Genomic DNA, 16,496 nt, shown 5'->3' with positions numbered 1-16,496 from the left:
GGGATGCCGCCCGTGACGTCCACCCGCCCCCTGTGGCCGGTGACGCTGCGGGAGCTGACCCGCCTGGCGGTGACCCTCCTGGTGCTCACCCTCGGCCTCGGTGGCGCGGCCCTCGCGCTCTCCGGTCCGCCCGCGTCCGCCGCACCCGCCGGGTCCGGCAGCGCCACCGCGCCCGACAGCCGCCTCGTGCTCGACGGCCGCCTCGTGACCGACAGCCGCCTCGTGCTCGACGGTCCCTTCGGGACCGGCCACCGCGGCCCGGTCCACAGCCGCACCGGACCCGTCGACCACCTCGCGGTCGACGGCGGGGCGCAGTCGTGGTCGGACTCCCCGGGCCTGGATCGGGTCACCGAGGTGGCCCTCCCGCAGCAGCCGTCGTCCCCCCGGGTCGACGGCACCGCCCCGGCCGTGGTGCCGGTGCCCGTGCGGGTGCCCGCGGCGGAGCCGGTCCGGGGTCTGCCCGCCCGGCGCGGTCCCCCGCTGGCCTGACCGGCCGACGCCGCCGACCGGCGGCCGGCCGCACCGGCACCCGTCCCGGTTGGCCCCCGCAGCCGCCGCTGCGCCCACCGTCGGCCCACCCGCGACGATCCGTCGGTGCCGTACCCCTCGTGCCCAGCCCGGCCGCGAGCGGTTCGACCCCCGCGCACCCGGGCACCCCGATCGGCAGTTCCTCCTTCGACCATCACGAGGTGTTGGTGATGCAGACCGTCCTCTCCGCCGTACTGATCGACGTGCCACAGGCCGCCGCCATCTGGTTGGCCCTGATCGCCGTGGTGGCGACCACCGTCGCCGTGCTGGTGCTCCGCCCGGGTGGCGTCGGCGTCGACGTCGCCCGCCGGATCCGCGAGGCCGCCCTGCCGAGCACCCTGGAACGGGCCGAGGAGGACCGCGACCGGGAACGGTACGCGGCCGAGGTGGCGGTGGCCGCCGAACGGGCGGTCACCACCGCCCAGCGCCACCGGGCCGAGTGGCTCGCCGCCCAGGACGAGGTGGAGGCCGCCTGGCAGGCGTACCAGGACGTCGAGGCGGACGTCCAGCGGCTCTCGGTAGCCGCCGCGCTGCCGCTGCCGTGTACCGTCCGGACCCCGGCCGAGTACGCCGACCGCGAGCGTTTCCTGCACCGGACCGCCCTGGACGCGTACTGGCGTCGGGAGCTGTCGGTGGAGCAGCTCAGTGACGTCTTCGCGCACCGCAACGGTTGGGACCCACGGCGGCACCCGGTCGAGCAGGAGCTGTTCCTGCGGCGGGCGGTGCTGGCGAACCTGCAGGAGCGGCACCGGACGGCGCAGGAGCGGGAGCGGGCCGCCTGGCAGGCCGCCGAGCTGGCGGTCGCCGCCGCCGGCAGCCTGCGGCAGGAGGCCTTCGCCGCGACCGAGCCGGCCCCGGAGTCGGAGCACTCGCTCCTGCCCGGTGTCGACCCGGTGGAGGTCACCGCGCCGGTGCTGCCGGCCGCACCGGTGGCCCGGGGACGCGCCGCGGTGCCCGCCTTCTGATCCGGCCCGGATGTCCCGGGGCAAGCTCCTGGCCGCCTCGGCGGGCCTGGCGGACGCGCCACGCGCCCCGGCCGCCGAGGGAAGCGGCGTACGCCCCGACGGTGGGTTAGCGTCTAGCCATGTCCCAGGAGACCTGGCTGCTCGTCGTCGCCGGCGCCGTCGTGGCCCTCGCGACCCTCACCGGTGCCGTGGTGCTGGCCGTCCGGGTGATCCGGACCCGACGCATGCTCGGCAGCCTGGGCGCCGGTGGCCGGGTCGCCTTCTACGGGGCGCTTGCCTACACCGTCCTGCCGGTCGACCTGTTGCCGGACCCGATCTACCTGGACGACATGGGGGTGCTCGCGGCGGCCCTGATCTACCTGACCCGGTTGGCGCACCGCCGGCGGGTCGCCGGCAGGCCGGCGGTCACCGCGCCGGAGCACCGGCCCGTGTCATGATCGGGGCATGTCACGAGCCCCGGTCGACCACCGGTTGGACCCGCGGGACGACCGGGTCGCCCGGTTCTGCGGGGAACGCAATCTCGCCACGCTGACCACCGTGCGGCCGGACGGCACGCCGCACGTCGTACCGGTCGGGGTGACCTTCGACGCCGGAGCCGGGCTGGCCCGGGTGATCACCTCACGCACCTCGCGCAAGGCCCGGCTCGTCGCCGCCGCGCCCGGCACGGCGGTGGCGGTCTGCCACGTCGACGGCCGACGGTGGCTGACCATCGAGGGCCGCGCGGTGGTCCGGACCGACCCGGCCGCGGTACGGGAGGCGGAGCGCCGCTACACCGAGCGGTACCGTCCGCCACGACCGAACCCCGACCGGGTGGTCATCGAGATCACCGTGACCCGGCTGCTGGGCAGTCTCTGACCGCGCCCGACCTCAGCGGCCCCCGAGCCCAGCCGCGCCCACCCCAGCCGCGCCCGAGCCCGGCCGCGCCCGAGCCCGGCCCAGCCGGGTGCCGACGGTCAGAGGTCCGGTGCGATCTGGCTGCCGGTTGCCGCGTCGGAGACGGTGATCGCCTCCATCGGGCAGGAGTCGGCGGCGTCCCGGACCGCGTCGTCCGGCTCGATCCGGTCGGTAAGCGGCTGGGACAGCCCGTCGGTGAGCGCGAAGTGGCCCGGTGCGACACCGGCGCAGATCCCGGCGCCGATGCAGCGAAGGGCGTCGACCTCGATCCGCCAGCCGTGCTCCGTCGTCGCCATGCCCGCCCTACCAGCTGACCGGTAGCGCGGTCAGGCCCCGGACCAGCAGCCCGCTCTTCCAGCTCAGCTCCGCCTCGGGCACCCCCAACCGGAGTCCCGGCAGCCGTTGGGCAAGTGTTTCGAGCACCACCTGAAGCTCCATCCGGGCCAGTTGGGCGCCGATGCAGTGGTGCACCCCGTGACCGAACCCGACGTGCGGGTTGGTCTCCCGGGACAGGTCCAGGGTGTCCGGATCGGCGAAGACCCGCTCGTCGCGGTTGGCCGAGGCGATGGAGACGATCACCGGTTCGCCGGCGCGTACCAGCACCCCGCCGACGGTGACGTCCTCCAGCGCGTACCGGGGGAAGCCGGCGGTCGCGCCCAGCGGCACGAACCGCATCAGCTCCTCCACCGCGCCCGGCAGCAGCTCCGGTTCGCGGCACAGCCGCGCCCAGGCACCGGCCTCGGTGAGCAGCACGTACACGAAGTTGGGGATCTGGGTGACGGTGGTCTCGTGGCCGGCGGCGAGCAGGCCGGCGGCGAGCCGCACCACCTCCTCCTCGGTGAGCCGGTCGGCGTCGGCGTCGCGGGCCTCCACCATCGCGGTGAGCAGGTCGTCGGCCGGGTCGCGGCGGCGCTGGGCGATCAGACCTCCGATGTACTCGAAGAGGTTGTCCAGGTACCGCTGGGCCTGCTCGTCGCTGAGCGAGGTGGTCGAGACGATCGCCTCCGCCCAGGTGTGGAACCTGTCCTGGTCGGTCACCGGCACCCCGAGCAGGTCGCAGATGACCCGGATCGGCAGCGGCGTGGCGACGTGCTCGACCAGGTCCGCCGGGGCACCGGCGGCGATCAGGCCGTCCACCAACTCGTGCGCCACCGCCCGGGTACGGGGGCGCAGCTGCTCCACCCGACGGGCGGTGAACGCCTTCGCCGCCAGTCGCCGCAGCCGGGTGTGCTCCGGCGGGTCCAGGCCGAGGATGCCGGTCTGCACCTGTCGCTCGGTGTTGCGCGGTTCGTCGCGCCCTTCGGCGGCGGCCCGGCTGAACCGGGCGTCGCCGAGCACCGTCTTGACGTCGGCGTGCCGGGTGGCCAACCACACCGGCTCGCCGAAGGGCAGACGTACCCGGATCAGTGGCTCGTCCCGGCGCAGCTGGGAGTAGCGCGGATCCAGGGTGAGGCGGTCCGGGGCGCTGAAGGGATAGCGGGGCGGGATCGTCGCGTGGGTCGCAGCGGTCAACGAGGACTCCCTGTCGTCTCCGGCGCCACGTCAGGGCGACGCCGGTCCGCGGATCATGACTGGACGGTGAGTTATGCCATGATTGCGGATGGTAGCGAGAGTTGTCGATCGCCACCACCCCCGGGTGTCGGAGTGACGTACCACGGGTAACGGACTGCCCGGCGACCGAGGAGGACCGACGTGACACCTGACGAATCCGGGCGGACACCCGGGGCGGCAACCACCGGGCCCCGTCAGAGCTGGGCGGCGTTGCCGTGGCTGGTCCGCACGGCGGTGCTGTGGAGCGCCTGCCTGGTGGTGATCGCGGCCGGGATGTACCTGCTGGGAAAGGTCGCGGTGCCGCGGCGCTCAGTGCAGTCGGTTGGCGAACCACCCGGCGGTCTGGTCGGCCACCTCGTCGAGGGCGCCGGGCTCTTCGAACAGGTGGGTCGCGCCGGGTACCACCCGCAGCTCACCCACCCCGTCGGGCAGCTGGCCCAGGGCCTCCTCGTTGAGGGTGAGCACCTGCTCGTCCGCCCCACCGACCAGCAGCAGCGTCGGTGCGCGTACCTGGGACAGGGCGCGGCCGGCCAGGTCCGGCCGCCCGCCCCGGGAGACCACCGCGCCCACCTGGGCGGTACGGGCCGCGGCGGCGACCAGGGCGGCGGCGGCCCCGGTGCTGGCCCCGAAGAGCCCCAGCGGCAGGGCGGCGACCCCCGAGGCGGTGCGCAGCCAGTCCACGATCGCGGTCAGCCGGTCGGCCAGCAGACCGATGTCGAAGCGGAGTTCGGCGGTCCGGGCGTCCACCCGGTCCTCCTGCGGGGTGAGCAGGTCGACCAGGACGGTGCCGAGCGACCGCCGGTGCAGCACCCGGGCCACCGAGGTGTTGCGCGGGCTGTGCCGGGAGCTGCCGCTGCCGTGGGCGAACAGCACCACGCCGTTGGCCTCGGCGGGCACCACCAGATCGGCCGCGAGGGCAGCTCCGGCCACCGGGATCGTCACCGCGCTGCTGAGTGTCTCCATCTGCGACCTCCCCGCCCTCGCCGGCACCGGCACCGGCCGTCCCGCTTACCCGCCCCGGCGGGTCCGACACCGCCGGGGCGGGTAAGCGGGACGGCCGGCGGGTCCGACACCACCGGCCGGCCCGACACCGCCGGCCCGCATCGCCGGCCGGCCCGCGTAGACGGTCACCACGGCTCGGCCACCGCGGTCGGGCAGGCCGTTTGTCGGCTACGCCGACGGGTAGCCGGCGGGCGTCGGAAGTCGACGCGAGGCGGGCGGAGGACCACCATGGGCGAGCGATCCGAAAAGTCCCGGCAGAGCGGGCCGGACCGGAGCGAACCGGACAAGGAGCGGGACTGGGCGGACGAGGCCGCGCGGGCCCGCACCGCCGACGACCCGCGGGCGCGGGCACCCCGTGACGCCACCGGCACCCCCTCCACCGGCGACCGCTGACCCGGCCCGCCCGGGACCCGAGCGGGCCGGGACGTCCCGAACGGGCCCGAGCGGGCCGGGACCTCTCAGGTCACTTGTCCGGTACGGGCGGCGGGTGCATCAGGGGTGCCCGGCCGGCGGGCTGCTCCGGGTTGGGGCCGCTCGGCTCGGCCGGCGGGTTGGGCAGCGTGGTCGGCTGGGCGCAGGTGACCGTGACGGTCTCGTCGTGGTGCCGTAGCTCCAGCACGGTGTCCGGCCCACCGTTGCGCAGCGCGTACGTCGTCTGGTGCGGTCGGACGTCCACCCGCAGCCGCATGGACCGCCACTGCAGGGAGAACTCCAGCCGGGTGAGCCGACTGGGCAGCCGGGGAGCGAAGGACAGCGAGCCGTCGTGGTCCCGCAGCCCACCGAAGCCGGACACCAGCGCGATCCAGGCCCCGGCCAACGACGCCATGTGCACCCCGTCGCGGGTGTTCTCGTTGAGGTCGTGCAGGTCCATCAGCGCTGCCTCGCGCAGGTAGCTGTGCGCCAGTTCGGGCTGGCCCACCTCGGCCGCGAGCACCGCCTGGGTGCAGGCGGACAGCGACGAGTCGCGTACCGTCCGGCGCTCGTAGTACGCGAAGTTGCGGGCCTTCTGCTCGCCGGTGAAGGCGTCACCCCGCCAGTGCATCGCCAGCACCAGGTCGGCCTGCTTGACCACCTGTTTGCGGTACAGGTCGAAGTACGGGTAGTGCAGCAGCAGCGGGTACTTCCCCCCCGGGGTGTGCTCGAAGTCCCACTCCTGGAGCCGGGTGAAGCCCTCCACCTGCTCGTGGACGGCCATCTCCGGGTCGTACGGCAGCGACATCGACTCTGCCGCGTCCCGCCAGCCGGCCGCCTCCTCCTCGGTGACCCCGAGGGCGAGCGCCTCGTCGTGCAGCCGCATGGCCGCGTCGGCGGCGGTGGCCAGGTTCCGCTGGGCCATCAGGTTGGTGTAGATGTTGTCGTTCTTGACCGCCGTGTACTCGTCCGGGCCGGTCACCCCGTCGATGTGGAAGTTGCCCTGCCGGTCGTGGTGGCCAAGCGAACGCCAGAGCCGGGCGGTCTCCACCAGCAGCTCCAGGCCGATCTCCCGTTCCAGCTGCTCGTCGCCGGTGACCAGGACGTACCGGCGCAGCGCGTCGGCCACGTCGGCGGCGATGTGGAAGGCCGCCGTCCCGGCCGGCCAGTACGCCGACGACTCGGCCCCCTCGATGGTGCGCCAGGGGAACGCCGCGCCGTGCAGGTTCAGCGTACGGGCCCGGTCCTGGGCCTGGTCGAGAGTGGAGTGCCGCCAGAACAACGCGTCCCGGACCGCGCTCGGTTGGGTGTAGGTGAGCACCGGCAACACGAACATCTCGGTGTCCCAGAACGCGTGGCCGTCGTACCCCGGACCGGTGAGTCCCTTCGCGGAGATGGGTCGGCGTTCGGCGCGGGCGCCGGCCTGCAGCACGTGGAACATGCCGAACCGGACCGCCTGCTGCACCTCCGGGTCCCCCTCGACCACCACGTCGGCGGCGTCCCAGAACTCGTCGAGGTACTCCCGCTGGGCCCGGCGCAGCCCGTCCCAGCCGTCCAGTTTCGCCGCCGCGAGGGCCGCGCCCACCTGGTCGCGCAGCGCCGGCAGGGAGCGCCGGCTGGACCAGCCGTAGGTGAGGTACTTGACCACCCGCAGCGTCTCGCCGGGGGCCAGCACGCACCCCACGGTGGTACGCACCCAGTCCTCGTACCCCTCGGACTCGACGGTGGTGCGCGTCGGACCGGACACCTCGTGGTCCATCGCGGCGGCGACCCGCAGGCCGGAGACCTTGGTCCGGTGGATGAGCAGCCCGCCGTCGCCGGTGGTCAGCTCCCCCTCGGCCAGCAGCGGTGACTCCAGCACCGCGGCGACCCGTGGGTCCCGGCTCTGCGGCGGCAGCGACTCGTTGGCCACCAGCTCCGACTGGAGGATCAGCCGCAGCGGGCCGTCCACCGCCTCGACCTCGTAGCTGATCGCGGCGACCGAGCGTTGGGTGAAGGAGACCAACCGGGTGCTGCGTACCCTGACCTCCCGGCCGGCCGGCGAACGCCAGTGCAGCCGGCGGTGCAGGGTGCCGGCGCGCAGGTCGAGGATGCGCTCGTGGTCGAGGAGTTCGCCGTAGCGCACGTCGAGGGGCTCGTCGTCGACCAGCAGCCGGATCAGCTTGCCGTTGGTCACGTTGACGATGGTCTGGCCGGACTCCGGGAAGCCGAAGCCCGCCTCGGCGTACGGCAGGGGCCGCAGCTCGTAGAAGGAGTTGAGGTACGTCCCGGGCAGGCCGTGCGGCTCGCCCTCGTCCAGGTTGCCGCGCAGTCCGACGTGGCCGTTGGAGAGCGCGAAGACCGACTCGGACTGGGCGAGGACGTCCATGTCCAGCCGGGTCTCCCGGACGTGCCACGGCTCGACGGGATAGGCCCGTTCACGGATCATCGCTGGTCACCCCGATCGGCGTCGAGTAGGTCGGCGAGGTCGTCGACGACGATGTCGGCGCCGTGGGCCCGTAGTTCGTCGGCCTGACCGCCCCGGTCGACGCCGATCACGTAACCGAATCCGCCGGCCCGACCGGCGGCGACCCCGGCGAAGGCGTCCTCGAAGACGGCGGCGTGGGCCGGGGCGACCCCGAGCAGCTTCGCGCCGGCCAGGAAGGTGTCCGGGTGCGGCTTGCCGCGCAGCCCCTCGGCGCGGGCGACCACCCCGTCCACCCGCGCTTCGAGCAGCGGTGCCAGGCCGGCGGCGGCGACCACCTCCTGGCAGTTGGCGCTGGCCGAGACGACCGCCCGGCGCAGCCCGGCGGCGACGGTCTCCTTCAGGTACCGCACCGAGCCGGGGTACGCCTGCACCCCGTCGGTGCGGATCCGCTCCTTGAGGACGATGTTCTTGCGGTTGCCCAGGCCGTACACGGTCTCCGCCTCCGGCGGGTCGTCCGGGCCACCGTCGGGCAGCACGATGCCCCGGGAGGCGAGGAAGGAACGCACCCCGTCGGCACGCGGTCGCCCGTCGACGTAGCGGTGGTAGTCCGGCCCGGGATCGAAGGGCCGGTACGGCTCACCGGTGGCTGCCGAGTGGGCGCGCAGGAACGCGTCGAAGGTCTGCTTCCAGGCGGCGTTGTGCACCAGGGCGGTCTGTGTCAGCACACCGTCCAGGTCGAAGAGGCAGGCGGTCACATGAGCAGGTAGGCCCAGCACGGCTACGACACTATCCACCCGCCGGGCCCGGCAAACGCCTATCGAAGCCCGATCACCCGGGGTGTCGTGGCAGCCACCCACAATCACATCGATGCAGGTCAACGCCAACCGATGTCGATCCGGCCGCCCCGCTCGTCGAAGAAGTGCAGGGCGTCCATGCGTACCGAGACGGTCAGCGGATGGCCGGCGGTGACCGTCGGGTACGGGGCCAGACGCACGGCCAGTTCCGCCGGCCGCCGGTGGTGCCGGCCGGGGTCGCTGAGCACGCTGCCGCCGCGCCGGTCGGTGGCCGGTGCCGGCGGCGGTGCCGGCTCCACCGGCCGACCGGCCAGCCGCTGCACGACCCGCCCGAGCCGACGCAGCCCACGCTGGCCGGGCTCGGTCACCTCGACCGGGGCGCCCATCTCGTCCACCACGACCGCGGTGGCCCCGATGTCGAGGAAGGCCAGCGACTCGTGCCCGTGGTGCTCCAGGTACCGGATCCGCCCGCGCAGCACGTCGCCCGGGTCGTCGGGCACCACCGGGGTCAACGCCTCGGCGCGCATCCCCACCACGATCCGCTCACCGTGGTAGTGCGCCACGGCCCGACTGCGGATGTCGGTCCAGGGCAGGTAGAGCGACTGCTCACCCAACTTGAGCTGGACGTACCGGTCGAGGTGGACGTAGACCGAGGCCTCCAGCAGGTTCATCCGGGGACTGCCGAGGAAGGCCGCGACGTAGAGGGTGGCCGGTCGGCCGTACACCTGGGTCGGGGTGCCGACGTCCTGCAGGACACCGCGCCGCATGATCGCCACCCGGTCGGCCATGGTCAGCGCCTCGGCCTGGTCGTGGGTGACGTAGATGGTGGTGACGCCCAACTCCCGGGTGAGGGCGGAGATCTCGGCCCGGAGTTCCGCGCGCAGCCCACTGTCCAGGTTGGACAACGGCTCGTCCATCAGGAACAACCCGGGCCGGCGGACGATCGCCCGGCCCATCGCCACCCGCTGCCGCTGCCCGCCGGAGAGCTGGCTCGGCTTGCGGCCCAGCACGTCACCGATGCCCAGCGCGCTGGCCACGTCGGCGACCCGTTCGCCGCGCGGGGCCGGCTCGATCCCGGCCAGCCGCAGCGGGAAGGAGATGTTCTCCCGCACCGTCATGTGCGGGTAGAGCGCGAAGTCCTGGAAGACCATGGCGATCCGGCGGTCCTGCGGTGGCAGGTCGTTGGCGAGGTCCCCGTCGAGCAGCACCGCGCCCCGGGTCGGGTCCTCCAGCCCGGCGATCATCCGCAGCACCGTCGACTTGCCGCACCCCGAGGGGCCGAGCAGCACCATGAACTCGCCGTCGTGCACGTCGAGGGTGACGTTGTCGACCGCGAGCGTCCCGTTGCGGAACACCTTGCTGACGTCCTTCAGCGCGACGGTGGTCACCGTCTCCTCCCCCAGGCAGCGCGGTCGGGTCCGAATGACTGTGACCAGGATCATCGGCTTCGCACATCGGGTAAACGTGCCATGTTCGACTCGTGACAGGTTTATTACCTGTTTTCCGGATGCTGACCGAGAAAGACCCGTCGGACCACCCGTTCGGCGGCGTGGCCGTCGTCGAGGGCGCAGTACCGGGCCCGGAAGCGCTGCCGGGCCTGCCGGGCCGCGGGCGCGTCCACCGCACCGCTGCGGAACAGCTCCACCAGCCCGGCGAAGTCGGTCGCCACCGCACCCGGCGGCTCGGCGGTCACGTCCAGGTAGACCCCCCGGGCCAGCCGGTACGCCTCGTGGTCGGGGGCGTAGACGACGATCGGCCGGTCCAGCACCGCGTAGTCGAACATCGCCGACGAGTAGTCGGTGACCAGCACGTCGGCGGCGAGATAGAGATCCTCCACCCGGTCGTGGCCGCTCACGTCGAGGATCCGTTCCGCCGAGGCCGACCGGCGGGCGGGATCCCGGTCGTGGAAGTAGTGGCTGCGCACCAGTAACCGCCCGCCGGGGCCGAGGGTGTCGAGCAGCTGCACCGGCCGGAACGGCGGCCGGTATCCGGGCAGGTGTTCCCGGTGGGTCGGGGCGTAGAGCACCACCGGCTCGGCACCGGTGACGCCGAACCGGGCCCGCAGTCGGCGTACCTCGGCTGCGGTGGCGGTGACCAGCCGGTCGTTGCGGGGGTAGCCGTACTCCAGGGTGGTGTAGTCCGCCGGGTACGCCCGCTCCCACATCTGGGTGGAGAAGCTGTTGGCGGTGATGCTGAAGTCCCACCGGTCCACCCGCCGCAGCAGCCCGGCGAAGTCCATCCCGACCGCGCCTACCGGGTACCGCTGCTGGTCCAGCCCCATCACCTTGACCGGGGTGCCGTGGTGGGTCTGCACGTGCACCGTGCCCGGCCGTTTGCGGACGAAGTCGGGGAAGTTGACGTTGTTGACCAGCCACCGGGCCCGCGCCAGCACCCGGTGGTACGCGGGCGTGCCCGCCACCACGTACTCGACCCCGTCGGGCAGGCTGCCCACCCGGTCGGCGCGGACGATCCACACCCCCCGGACCTGCGGCACCAGCCGGCGGGCCGCCTCGTAGACGGCGGCCGGGTTGCACGCGTACCCCCGGTACCAGTAGGCGGCGTAGACGGCCAGCGTCTCGTCCACCGGCCGGCGCAGCTCGGCCCGGTAGTACTGCTGCCAGAGCGTGTCGCGGGTGGCCCGCGCCACCGGGTGGATCCGGTGGCGGGTCGCCGTCAGCCGGGCGCGGGCGGTGTCGGTGGCCTGGTGGGCCAGGCGCAGCGCGGTGAAGGTGTGCCAGTGCCCGCCGGCCACCAGCCGCTGCTTGAGCCCGGCCGTCCCGCCGGGCGACGGGAGGGCGTCGGCCGGCCGGCGGCGGGCCACCTCGGCGGTGATCCGGTCGAAGAAGGCCGGACGAAGGGCCGGGGCGATCCGCTCACCGTTGCCGAGCACGGTCAGGTAGTGCCAGAGCATCCGTTCGAAGACCACCGGTCGCAGCCGTTGCGGCTCCGGCCCCTGCCCGTCCAGCCAGCGGAACACCCGGTCCCACTGGTCGAAGACCTCGAAGTGCCGCTCCCCCCGGGTCCGGGTGATCGCCCCGGCCCGCCGCTGCCGGTAGTTGACGCAGACCAGGTCCAGCACCGAGATCCGCTCGGCGGCCAGCAGCGTCGGGTAGGTGAACGAGACGTCCTCGTACCAGCCGGACGCGAAGCGCAGCCCCGAGGTGAGCAGGAACTCCCGCCGCAGCAGCCGGTTCCAGGCGGTGTGCAGCAGCCGCAGCGTCTCCGGCCGCTCGACCAGCGCGAAGGTGTCCGTCTCGACGCCGGCGGGGAAGACCTCCGCCAGCGCGCTGGGGCTGGCCGTCTCGTTCCAGTGCCGCCGCACGTGGTCGACGATCAGCACGTCCGGCCCGCTTTCGCGCAGCCGGGCCGCCACCTCGGGCAGGCAGTCCGGGGCCAGCCAGTCGTCGGAGTCGAGGAACCAGACGTACTCGCCGACGGCCCGGTCCAGCCCGGCGTTGCGGGCCGGACCGAGCCCGACGTTCTCGGCCAGCCGGAGCACCCGGACCCGGGCGTCCCGGTCGGCGTACCCGGCCAGGATCTCCCCGCTGTCGTCCGGCGAGCAGTCGTCGACGCCGATCACCTCGAAGTCGGCGAACGGCTGGCCGAGGATCGAGTCCAGGCACTCGCGCAGGTAGCCCTGCACGCGGAAGGCCGGCACGACGAAGCTGATCAGCGTCATCGGGCCGGCCCCTTCCGTCAGAGCGGCGAGCGGCCTCCCACGGGCACCGCGTCGGCCGGCGTCCGCGCCGCGCGGGCCGGCAGGACGACCCAGGCCAGGACCACACTCGCCGCGAAAACCACCAAGAGGTACGAACCGAGTGTAGCCAGACCAATGCCCGCAATTCCCGCGATCGACGCCACCGTCAGCAGCACCGAGCGGCCCTCCCAGCCCAGCGTGACCCCGTGCAGCGGCGGAGCCGCCTGCCGCTTCTCCAAGCGGGCCACCAGGTCGTAGTGGTGCACGGTCAGCACGAAGACATAAGCGAAGATCAACCACGCGGGTACGCCGCCGACCACCCCCACCGCGATCGCGAAGAGGTACTCCGCCGCCCGCAGCACCGCCGGCACCAGCCAGTCCAGCGGGCCGTTGTGCGCCGCACCCGCCCCCAGCCCGGCCACCAGCAGCACCAACAGCCCGACCGGCACCGCCCAGCGCAGCCCGGTCGGGTCGGCGGCCAGCCCGGTCGGGTCGGCGAGCAACGCCGCCGCCAGCAACCCGGCCGCGCCGAGCGCGCCGACCACGGCCAGCACCAGCGGACCCACCGGACGCAGCGCCGGCAGCCGGCCGGCCAACGGGCCGTCGTCGCGGTGCAGGGTGGCATCCACGGTGTCCAGCACCGGCACCCACATCCAGCGGGCCCGCAGGGTACGCAGCGCACCGGTGTAGCCGAACGCCAACGTGCCCCAGACCAGCACCGCGACCAGCGCCACCAGCGGCGAGAAGAGCGCCGTGGCGAGCGCGATCAACGCCCACCGCTCCCCGATCGGGAAGACCACCGTGCGCTTCAGCCAGTACGACAGCGACCCGGTGTCGGCCTGCACCCTCGTCGAGGCGGCGTTCAGCCGGTCACCGATCCCGCCGTCCCCGCCGCCGGTGGCCGGTTTCGGTCGCCGGGCGGCCTCGTCGTGCAGCACCCCGTACCAGGCGTCGGTCATGTGCCGCACGGTCTGCAGGGTCATCGCCGCGATGGCCAGCGCCCAGCCGTACCGGAACCCGGCTGCCGTCGCGCCGAAGCCGAGACCGGCGTAGACGACGTACTCCTTGGCCCGGTCGGCCATCGTGTCCAGCCAGCCACCCCAGGCGCTGAAGTGCCGGGTGTAGCGGGCCAGCTGCCCGTCCACGCAGTCCAGCACGAACCCGAGGTAGAGCAGGACCGCACCGGCGACCAGCGCGGGTCGCCCGCCGACGGCGAAGAACACCGCGGCGGCCACCGCGAAGGCCACCGAGATCATCGTGACCGAGGTCGGCCCGAGCCCGATCCGGGCGCAGGCCTTCGTCACGTACGGCGACCAGGTGCTGACGAAGTACGTGGTGAAGAAGTCGTCCTTCTCCTTCACCGACAGCCGCAGCTCGGCCCGGTCCTCGTCGACGCCGGCCACGGCGGCCTCGGCGGCGGCCAGTTCGGCCGGATCGGTCACCCGGTGCGCCACCAGCAGGCGTACCCGGTGGGCGAAGGTGAGCGTGCCCAGCGCGGTGAGCCCCACGAAGAGCCGATCCACCTCGGGCCCGGCCGACAGGCCGTCGGCCCCGGCCGGGCCGTCGGCCCCGGGCAGGCCGTCGGCCCCGGGCAGGCCGTCGGCCCCGGTGGCGCGGGCGGCGGCGGCGAGCGCGGGCAGGTCGGCGACGCCGACCCGCAGCGCGCCACCGAAGATCCCGGTGGCCGCGTCGGTCAGCTCCGTCGGCGTGCCGGCGGCGACCACCTGGCCGCGTTCCTCCCGGACCGCTGCCCGCCCGGCCCCGGCCGGGTCGGTGAGCACCAGCGCCACCGTCGGCCCGACCGGGCTGGTGAGCAGGTGCCGCAGCACGGCGGTGTGCGCGACCAGGTCGGCGCCGCTGACGATCACCGGTCCGGTGGCCGCGTCGGCCAGGGCGGCCACCTCGGTCAGGTCGGCGGCGTGCCGCACCTCGGTCGCGCCGGCCCGCCGCCACTGGTCGGCCAGCCGGTCGGCAAGCGTCGCCCCGGCATCGGTCGCCAGGCGCGTCGCGGGCAGCGGCACACCAGCTGCCGAGCCCGCCGCGGGCGGCGGCGCCCCAGCTGCCAGGCCCGCCGCGGGCAGCGGCGCAGCGGGCGCGGATCGCTCGGCTCCCGCGCTACCGGCGGCGAGCACGATCGCGAGCGTCACCGCTGGACCGCGTCGTGGTACGCGCCCAGCGCCTCGGCGACCGTCCCGTCGACGGTCAATCGGCCCGCGTCGAGATACAGCCCTCGACGGCAGAACCGGGTCAGGTCCTTTTCGTTGTGTGACACCAGCACCAGTGTGCGCCCTTCCCCAAGCAGTCGGTCGATCGTGCCATAGCACTTCTGCCGGAACTCCGCGTCCCCGACCGCGGTCACCTCGTCCATCAACAGGATCGGGTGCGGCAGGTGGGAGATGATCGCGAAACCGAGCCGCACCTTCATCCCCGAGGAGTAGTGCCGCACCGCGGTGTCGATGGCCCGTTCCACCTGCTCACCGGCGAACTGGACGATCTCGTCGAAGTGCCGCCGCAGGTAGCCGGCGTCCAACCCGTGCAGCCCGCCGACGAGGTACAGGTTCTCCCGGCCGGTCAGGTCGTTGGAGAAACCGGCGGAGAGTTCCAGCAGCGGGGCCACCTCACCCCGGACCCGGATCCGCCCCTCGTCGGGGATCAGCACCCCGGCGATCAGCCGCAGCAGGGTGCTCTTGCCGGTGCCGTTGCGCCCGACCACCCCGACGGTGTCACCGGCGGCGATCTCGAACGACACGTCGCGCAGCGGCCAGAACTGCCCGGCCGGCGTGGTGTTGCGGCGGATCAGCAGGTCACGCAGGCGCAACTGACGCCGGCGGTTGCGGACGAACCGGATGCCGAGCCGGTCGGCCTCGATCAGCGGACCGGTCATCTACAGTTCCTTGAGCACTGCGGGTTCGAGCCGGCCGAACGCCCACCAGCCGGCCGCCAGCACCAGCAGACTGCCGGCGACCGTGGCCGAGAGCAGGCCGACCGGGGGGAACTCGTCCGGGTACCAGATGGCGTGGTGCAGTTGGAAGATGCCGACCAGCGGGTTCAGCTCGTACCCGGTCCTCGCCCAACCGGGCAGGTCGGAGTCGCGGACCAGACTGAGCGGGTAGATGATCGGCGTGGCGTAGAAGAGCACCCGGATCACCAGCCGCATGAACCGTTCGATGTCGCGCATCAGCACGTTGCACGCCGACAGCAGCAGCGCCAGCCCGATCAGCAGGGTCGCCTGCACCGCGACGGCCAGCGGCAGGGCGAGCAGCGACCACCCGGGGTCGATCCGGCCCTGGCTGGCGTACCAGGCGGCGATCGCGGCCAGGATCGGCAGCCCGGCGGCGTACTCGGCGAACCGACCGACGACCCGGCCGATCGGGAACGCCTGCCGGGGCACGTTCATCGTGGTGATCAACCGGGCCTGCCCGGTCAGGGCGTTGGTCGCCTCGCTCAACGCCGAACTGGTCCACATCCACGCGAAGATCCCGGTGACCAGGAACAACGGGTACGAGTCGGCCGCGTCGCCCAGGTGCCGGCCGGTGTCGCGGGAGTAGAGCACCCCGAAGACGAACCAGTAGATCGCGCCCATGCCGAGCGGCTCGATCAACGACCAGAGGTACCCGAGCACCGACTGCTGGTACTTCACCGCGAGGTCGCGCTTGACCAGGATGCGCAGCGCGTCGCGGTGCGACCACAACGCCCCGACGCCAGAGGTCACCGTCGCCTCCTCGTTGACCGCGCACAGGCTAACAGCCAGCTGCCGCCGGCTGGCCCGCTCGCCGCCTGCGGTACCCCGACCGGGTGGCGGCCCGGCGTGCGGCCCCCGCCCGGCCGGCGGCGGGCCGGGGTCGGCGGCGGGCCGGCGTCGGGGGGAGTCGGGCGGGAGGGTCCGGGGTATGCACCTACGGGTACCGGACGAACGGTTCCTCCCTACGAGCGAGGGCGCGCAGGTGGCCCGTTCCTACCGTGGAGGCAGAGGCGGCACGACGCCGCAGAGTGGGAGACGACGATGAGTCGCAAACTGGTCCGGCCCCGGGAGGGGCGCATGCTCGCCGGCGTCTGCGCCGGTCTGGGCAAGCGGTTCGGCATGTCCGCCACCATGGTGCGGCTGCTGTTCCTGCTGTCCCTGCTGCTGCCCGGCACCCAGGTGATCATCTATCTGGTGCTCTGGGTGCTGATGCCCAACGAGGACCGCTACCCCGCCGCCACCGGCTACTGATCCACACCGTCCCGCCGGCGCCCGCCCCGGACCT

Annotated in this window: 16 protein-coding genes; 6 read left to right on the top strand and 10 right to left on the bottom strand. The window is 73.6% G+C overall.

Annotation, left to right across the window (positions count from 1 at the left end):
* Positions 1-3: 3 nt before the first annotated feature.
* The 4 genes from ACN28G_RS28740 (at position 4) to ACN28G_RS28725 (ending at position 2,348) form a co-directional block, all read left to right on the top strand.
* Positions 4-489, top strand: a complete 486-nt coding sequence (locus ACN28G_RS28740; RefSeq protein WP_421480769.1) for a hypothetical protein — start codon at positions 4-6, stop codon at positions 487-489.
* A gap of 119 nt (positions 490-608) precedes the next feature.
* Positions 609-1,493: a hypothetical protein gene (locus tag ACN28G_RS28735; protein ID WP_421480768.1), complete on the top strand. Its 885-nt coding sequence runs from the start codon at positions 609-611 to the stop codon at positions 1,491-1,493.
* 119 nt (positions 1,494-1,612) lie between these two features.
* On the top strand, positions 1,613-1,930 hold the full coding sequence (locus ACN28G_RS28730; protein ID WP_091433791.1) for a DUF1232 domain-containing protein: 318 nt from the start codon (positions 1,613-1,615) through the stop codon (positions 1,928-1,930).
* Positions 1,931-1,937: 7 nt separating this feature from the next.
* Positions 1,938-2,348 carry a pyridoxamine 5'-phosphate oxidase family protein gene (locus ACN28G_RS28725; protein ID WP_421480767.1) on the top strand — a complete coding sequence of 137 codons (411 nt, stop codon included), beginning with the start codon at positions 1,938-1,940 and terminating at the stop codon, positions 2,346-2,348.
* A 98-nt stretch (positions 2,349-2,446) separates the two neighbouring features.
* Here the strand turns inward: ACN28G_RS28725 and ACN28G_RS28720 are convergent, their stop codons facing one another.
* The 3 genes from ACN28G_RS28720 to ACN28G_RS28710 all read right to left on the bottom strand — a co-directional run bounded on the left by ACN28G_RS28720 (position 2,447) and on the right by ACN28G_RS28710 (position 4,901).
* The gene (locus tag ACN28G_RS28720) at positions 2,447-2,683 is read right to left on the bottom strand and encodes a ferredoxin (protein WP_091433785.1); all 237 of its coding nucleotides are present in this window, start codon (positions 2,681-2,683) and stop codon (positions 2,447-2,449) included.
* A gap of 7 nt (positions 2,684-2,690) precedes the next feature.
* On the bottom strand, positions 2,691-3,899 hold the full coding sequence (locus tag ACN28G_RS28715) for a cytochrome P450 (RefSeq protein ID WP_421480766.1): 1,209 nt from the start codon (positions 3,897-3,899) through the stop codon (positions 2,691-2,693).
* 348 nt (positions 3,900-4,247) lie between these two features.
* On the bottom strand, positions 4,248-4,901 hold the full coding sequence (locus ACN28G_RS28710) for a dienelactone hydrolase family protein (protein ID WP_421480765.1): 654 nt from the start codon (positions 4,899-4,901) through the stop codon (positions 4,248-4,250).
* A 267-nt stretch (positions 4,902-5,168) separates the two neighbouring features.
* Here ACN28G_RS28710 and ACN28G_RS28705 point away from each other — a divergent pair, with 267 nt between their 5' ends.
* Positions 5,169-5,333 carry a hypothetical protein gene (locus ACN28G_RS28705; RefSeq protein ID WP_175440420.1) on the top strand — a complete coding sequence of 55 codons (165 nt, stop codon included), beginning with the start codon at positions 5,169-5,171 and terminating at the stop codon, positions 5,331-5,333.
* Positions 5,334-5,403: 70 nt separating this feature from the next.
* Here ACN28G_RS28705 and ACN28G_RS28700 read toward each other — a convergent pair whose 3' ends face one another.
* The 7 genes from ACN28G_RS28700 to ACN28G_RS28670 form a co-directional block, all read right to left on the bottom strand.
* Positions 5,404-7,779 (bottom strand): glycoside hydrolase family 65 protein, encoded by a 2,376-nt coding sequence (locus tag ACN28G_RS28700; RefSeq protein WP_421480764.1) that lies wholly within the window; start codon positions 7,777-7,779, stop codon positions 5,404-5,406.
* Positions 7,776-8,534 carry a beta-phosphoglucomutase family hydrolase gene (locus ACN28G_RS28695; RefSeq protein ID WP_421480763.1) on the bottom strand — a complete coding sequence of 253 codons (759 nt, stop codon included), beginning with the start codon at positions 8,532-8,534 and terminating at the stop codon, positions 7,776-7,778. Before ACN28G_RS28695 ends, ACN28G_RS28700 begins: the two co-directional genes overlap by 4 nt.
* 98 nt (positions 8,535-8,632) lie before the next feature.
* Complete coding sequence (locus tag ACN28G_RS28690) at positions 8,633-9,940, bottom strand: ABC transporter ATP-binding protein (RefSeq protein WP_421480762.1); 1,308 nt, start codon at positions 9,938-9,940, stop codon at positions 8,633-8,635.
* Between the two features lie 104 nt (positions 9,941-10,044).
* Positions 10,045-12,231 carry a bifunctional glycosyltransferase/CDP-glycerol:glycerophosphate glycerophosphotransferase gene (locus ACN28G_RS28685; RefSeq protein WP_421480761.1) on the bottom strand — a complete coding sequence of 729 codons (2,187 nt, stop codon included), beginning with the start codon at positions 12,229-12,231 and terminating at the stop codon, positions 10,045-10,047.
* Between the two features lie 17 nt (positions 12,232-12,248).
* On the bottom strand, positions 12,249-14,270 hold the full coding sequence (locus ACN28G_RS28680) for a DUF5941 domain-containing protein (RefSeq protein WP_421480997.1): 2,022 nt from the start codon (positions 14,268-14,270) through the stop codon (positions 12,249-12,251).
* 122 nt (positions 14,271-14,392) lie between these two features.
* Positions 14,393-15,133: an ABC transporter ATP-binding protein gene (locus ACN28G_RS28675; RefSeq protein WP_091433765.1), complete on the bottom strand. Its 741-nt coding sequence runs from the start codon at positions 15,131-15,133 to the stop codon at positions 14,393-14,395.
* A complete protein-coding gene (locus ACN28G_RS28670) occupies positions 15,134-15,961 on the bottom strand; it encodes an ABC transporter permease (protein ID WP_091433763.1) in 828 nt (275 codons plus the stop codon).
* A 291-nt stretch (positions 15,962-16,252) separates the two neighbouring features.
* Between ACN28G_RS28670 and ACN28G_RS28665 the strand changes: the two genes are divergently transcribed.
* Positions 16,253-16,462 (top strand): PspC domain-containing protein, encoded by a 210-nt coding sequence (locus ACN28G_RS28665; RefSeq protein WP_091433760.1) that lies wholly within the window; start codon positions 16,253-16,255, stop codon positions 16,460-16,462.
* The last annotated feature ends 34 nt before the right edge of the window (positions 16,463-16,496 follow it).

This window comes from Micromonospora sp. WMMA1923 (assembly GCF_049179195.1).
Lineage (GTDB): Bacteria > Actinomycetota > Actinomycetes > Mycobacteriales > Micromonosporaceae > Micromonospora > Micromonospora yangpuensis.
Note: the sequence above shows the minus strand (reverse complement) of the source record. Positions and strands in the feature narration are given on the sequence as shown.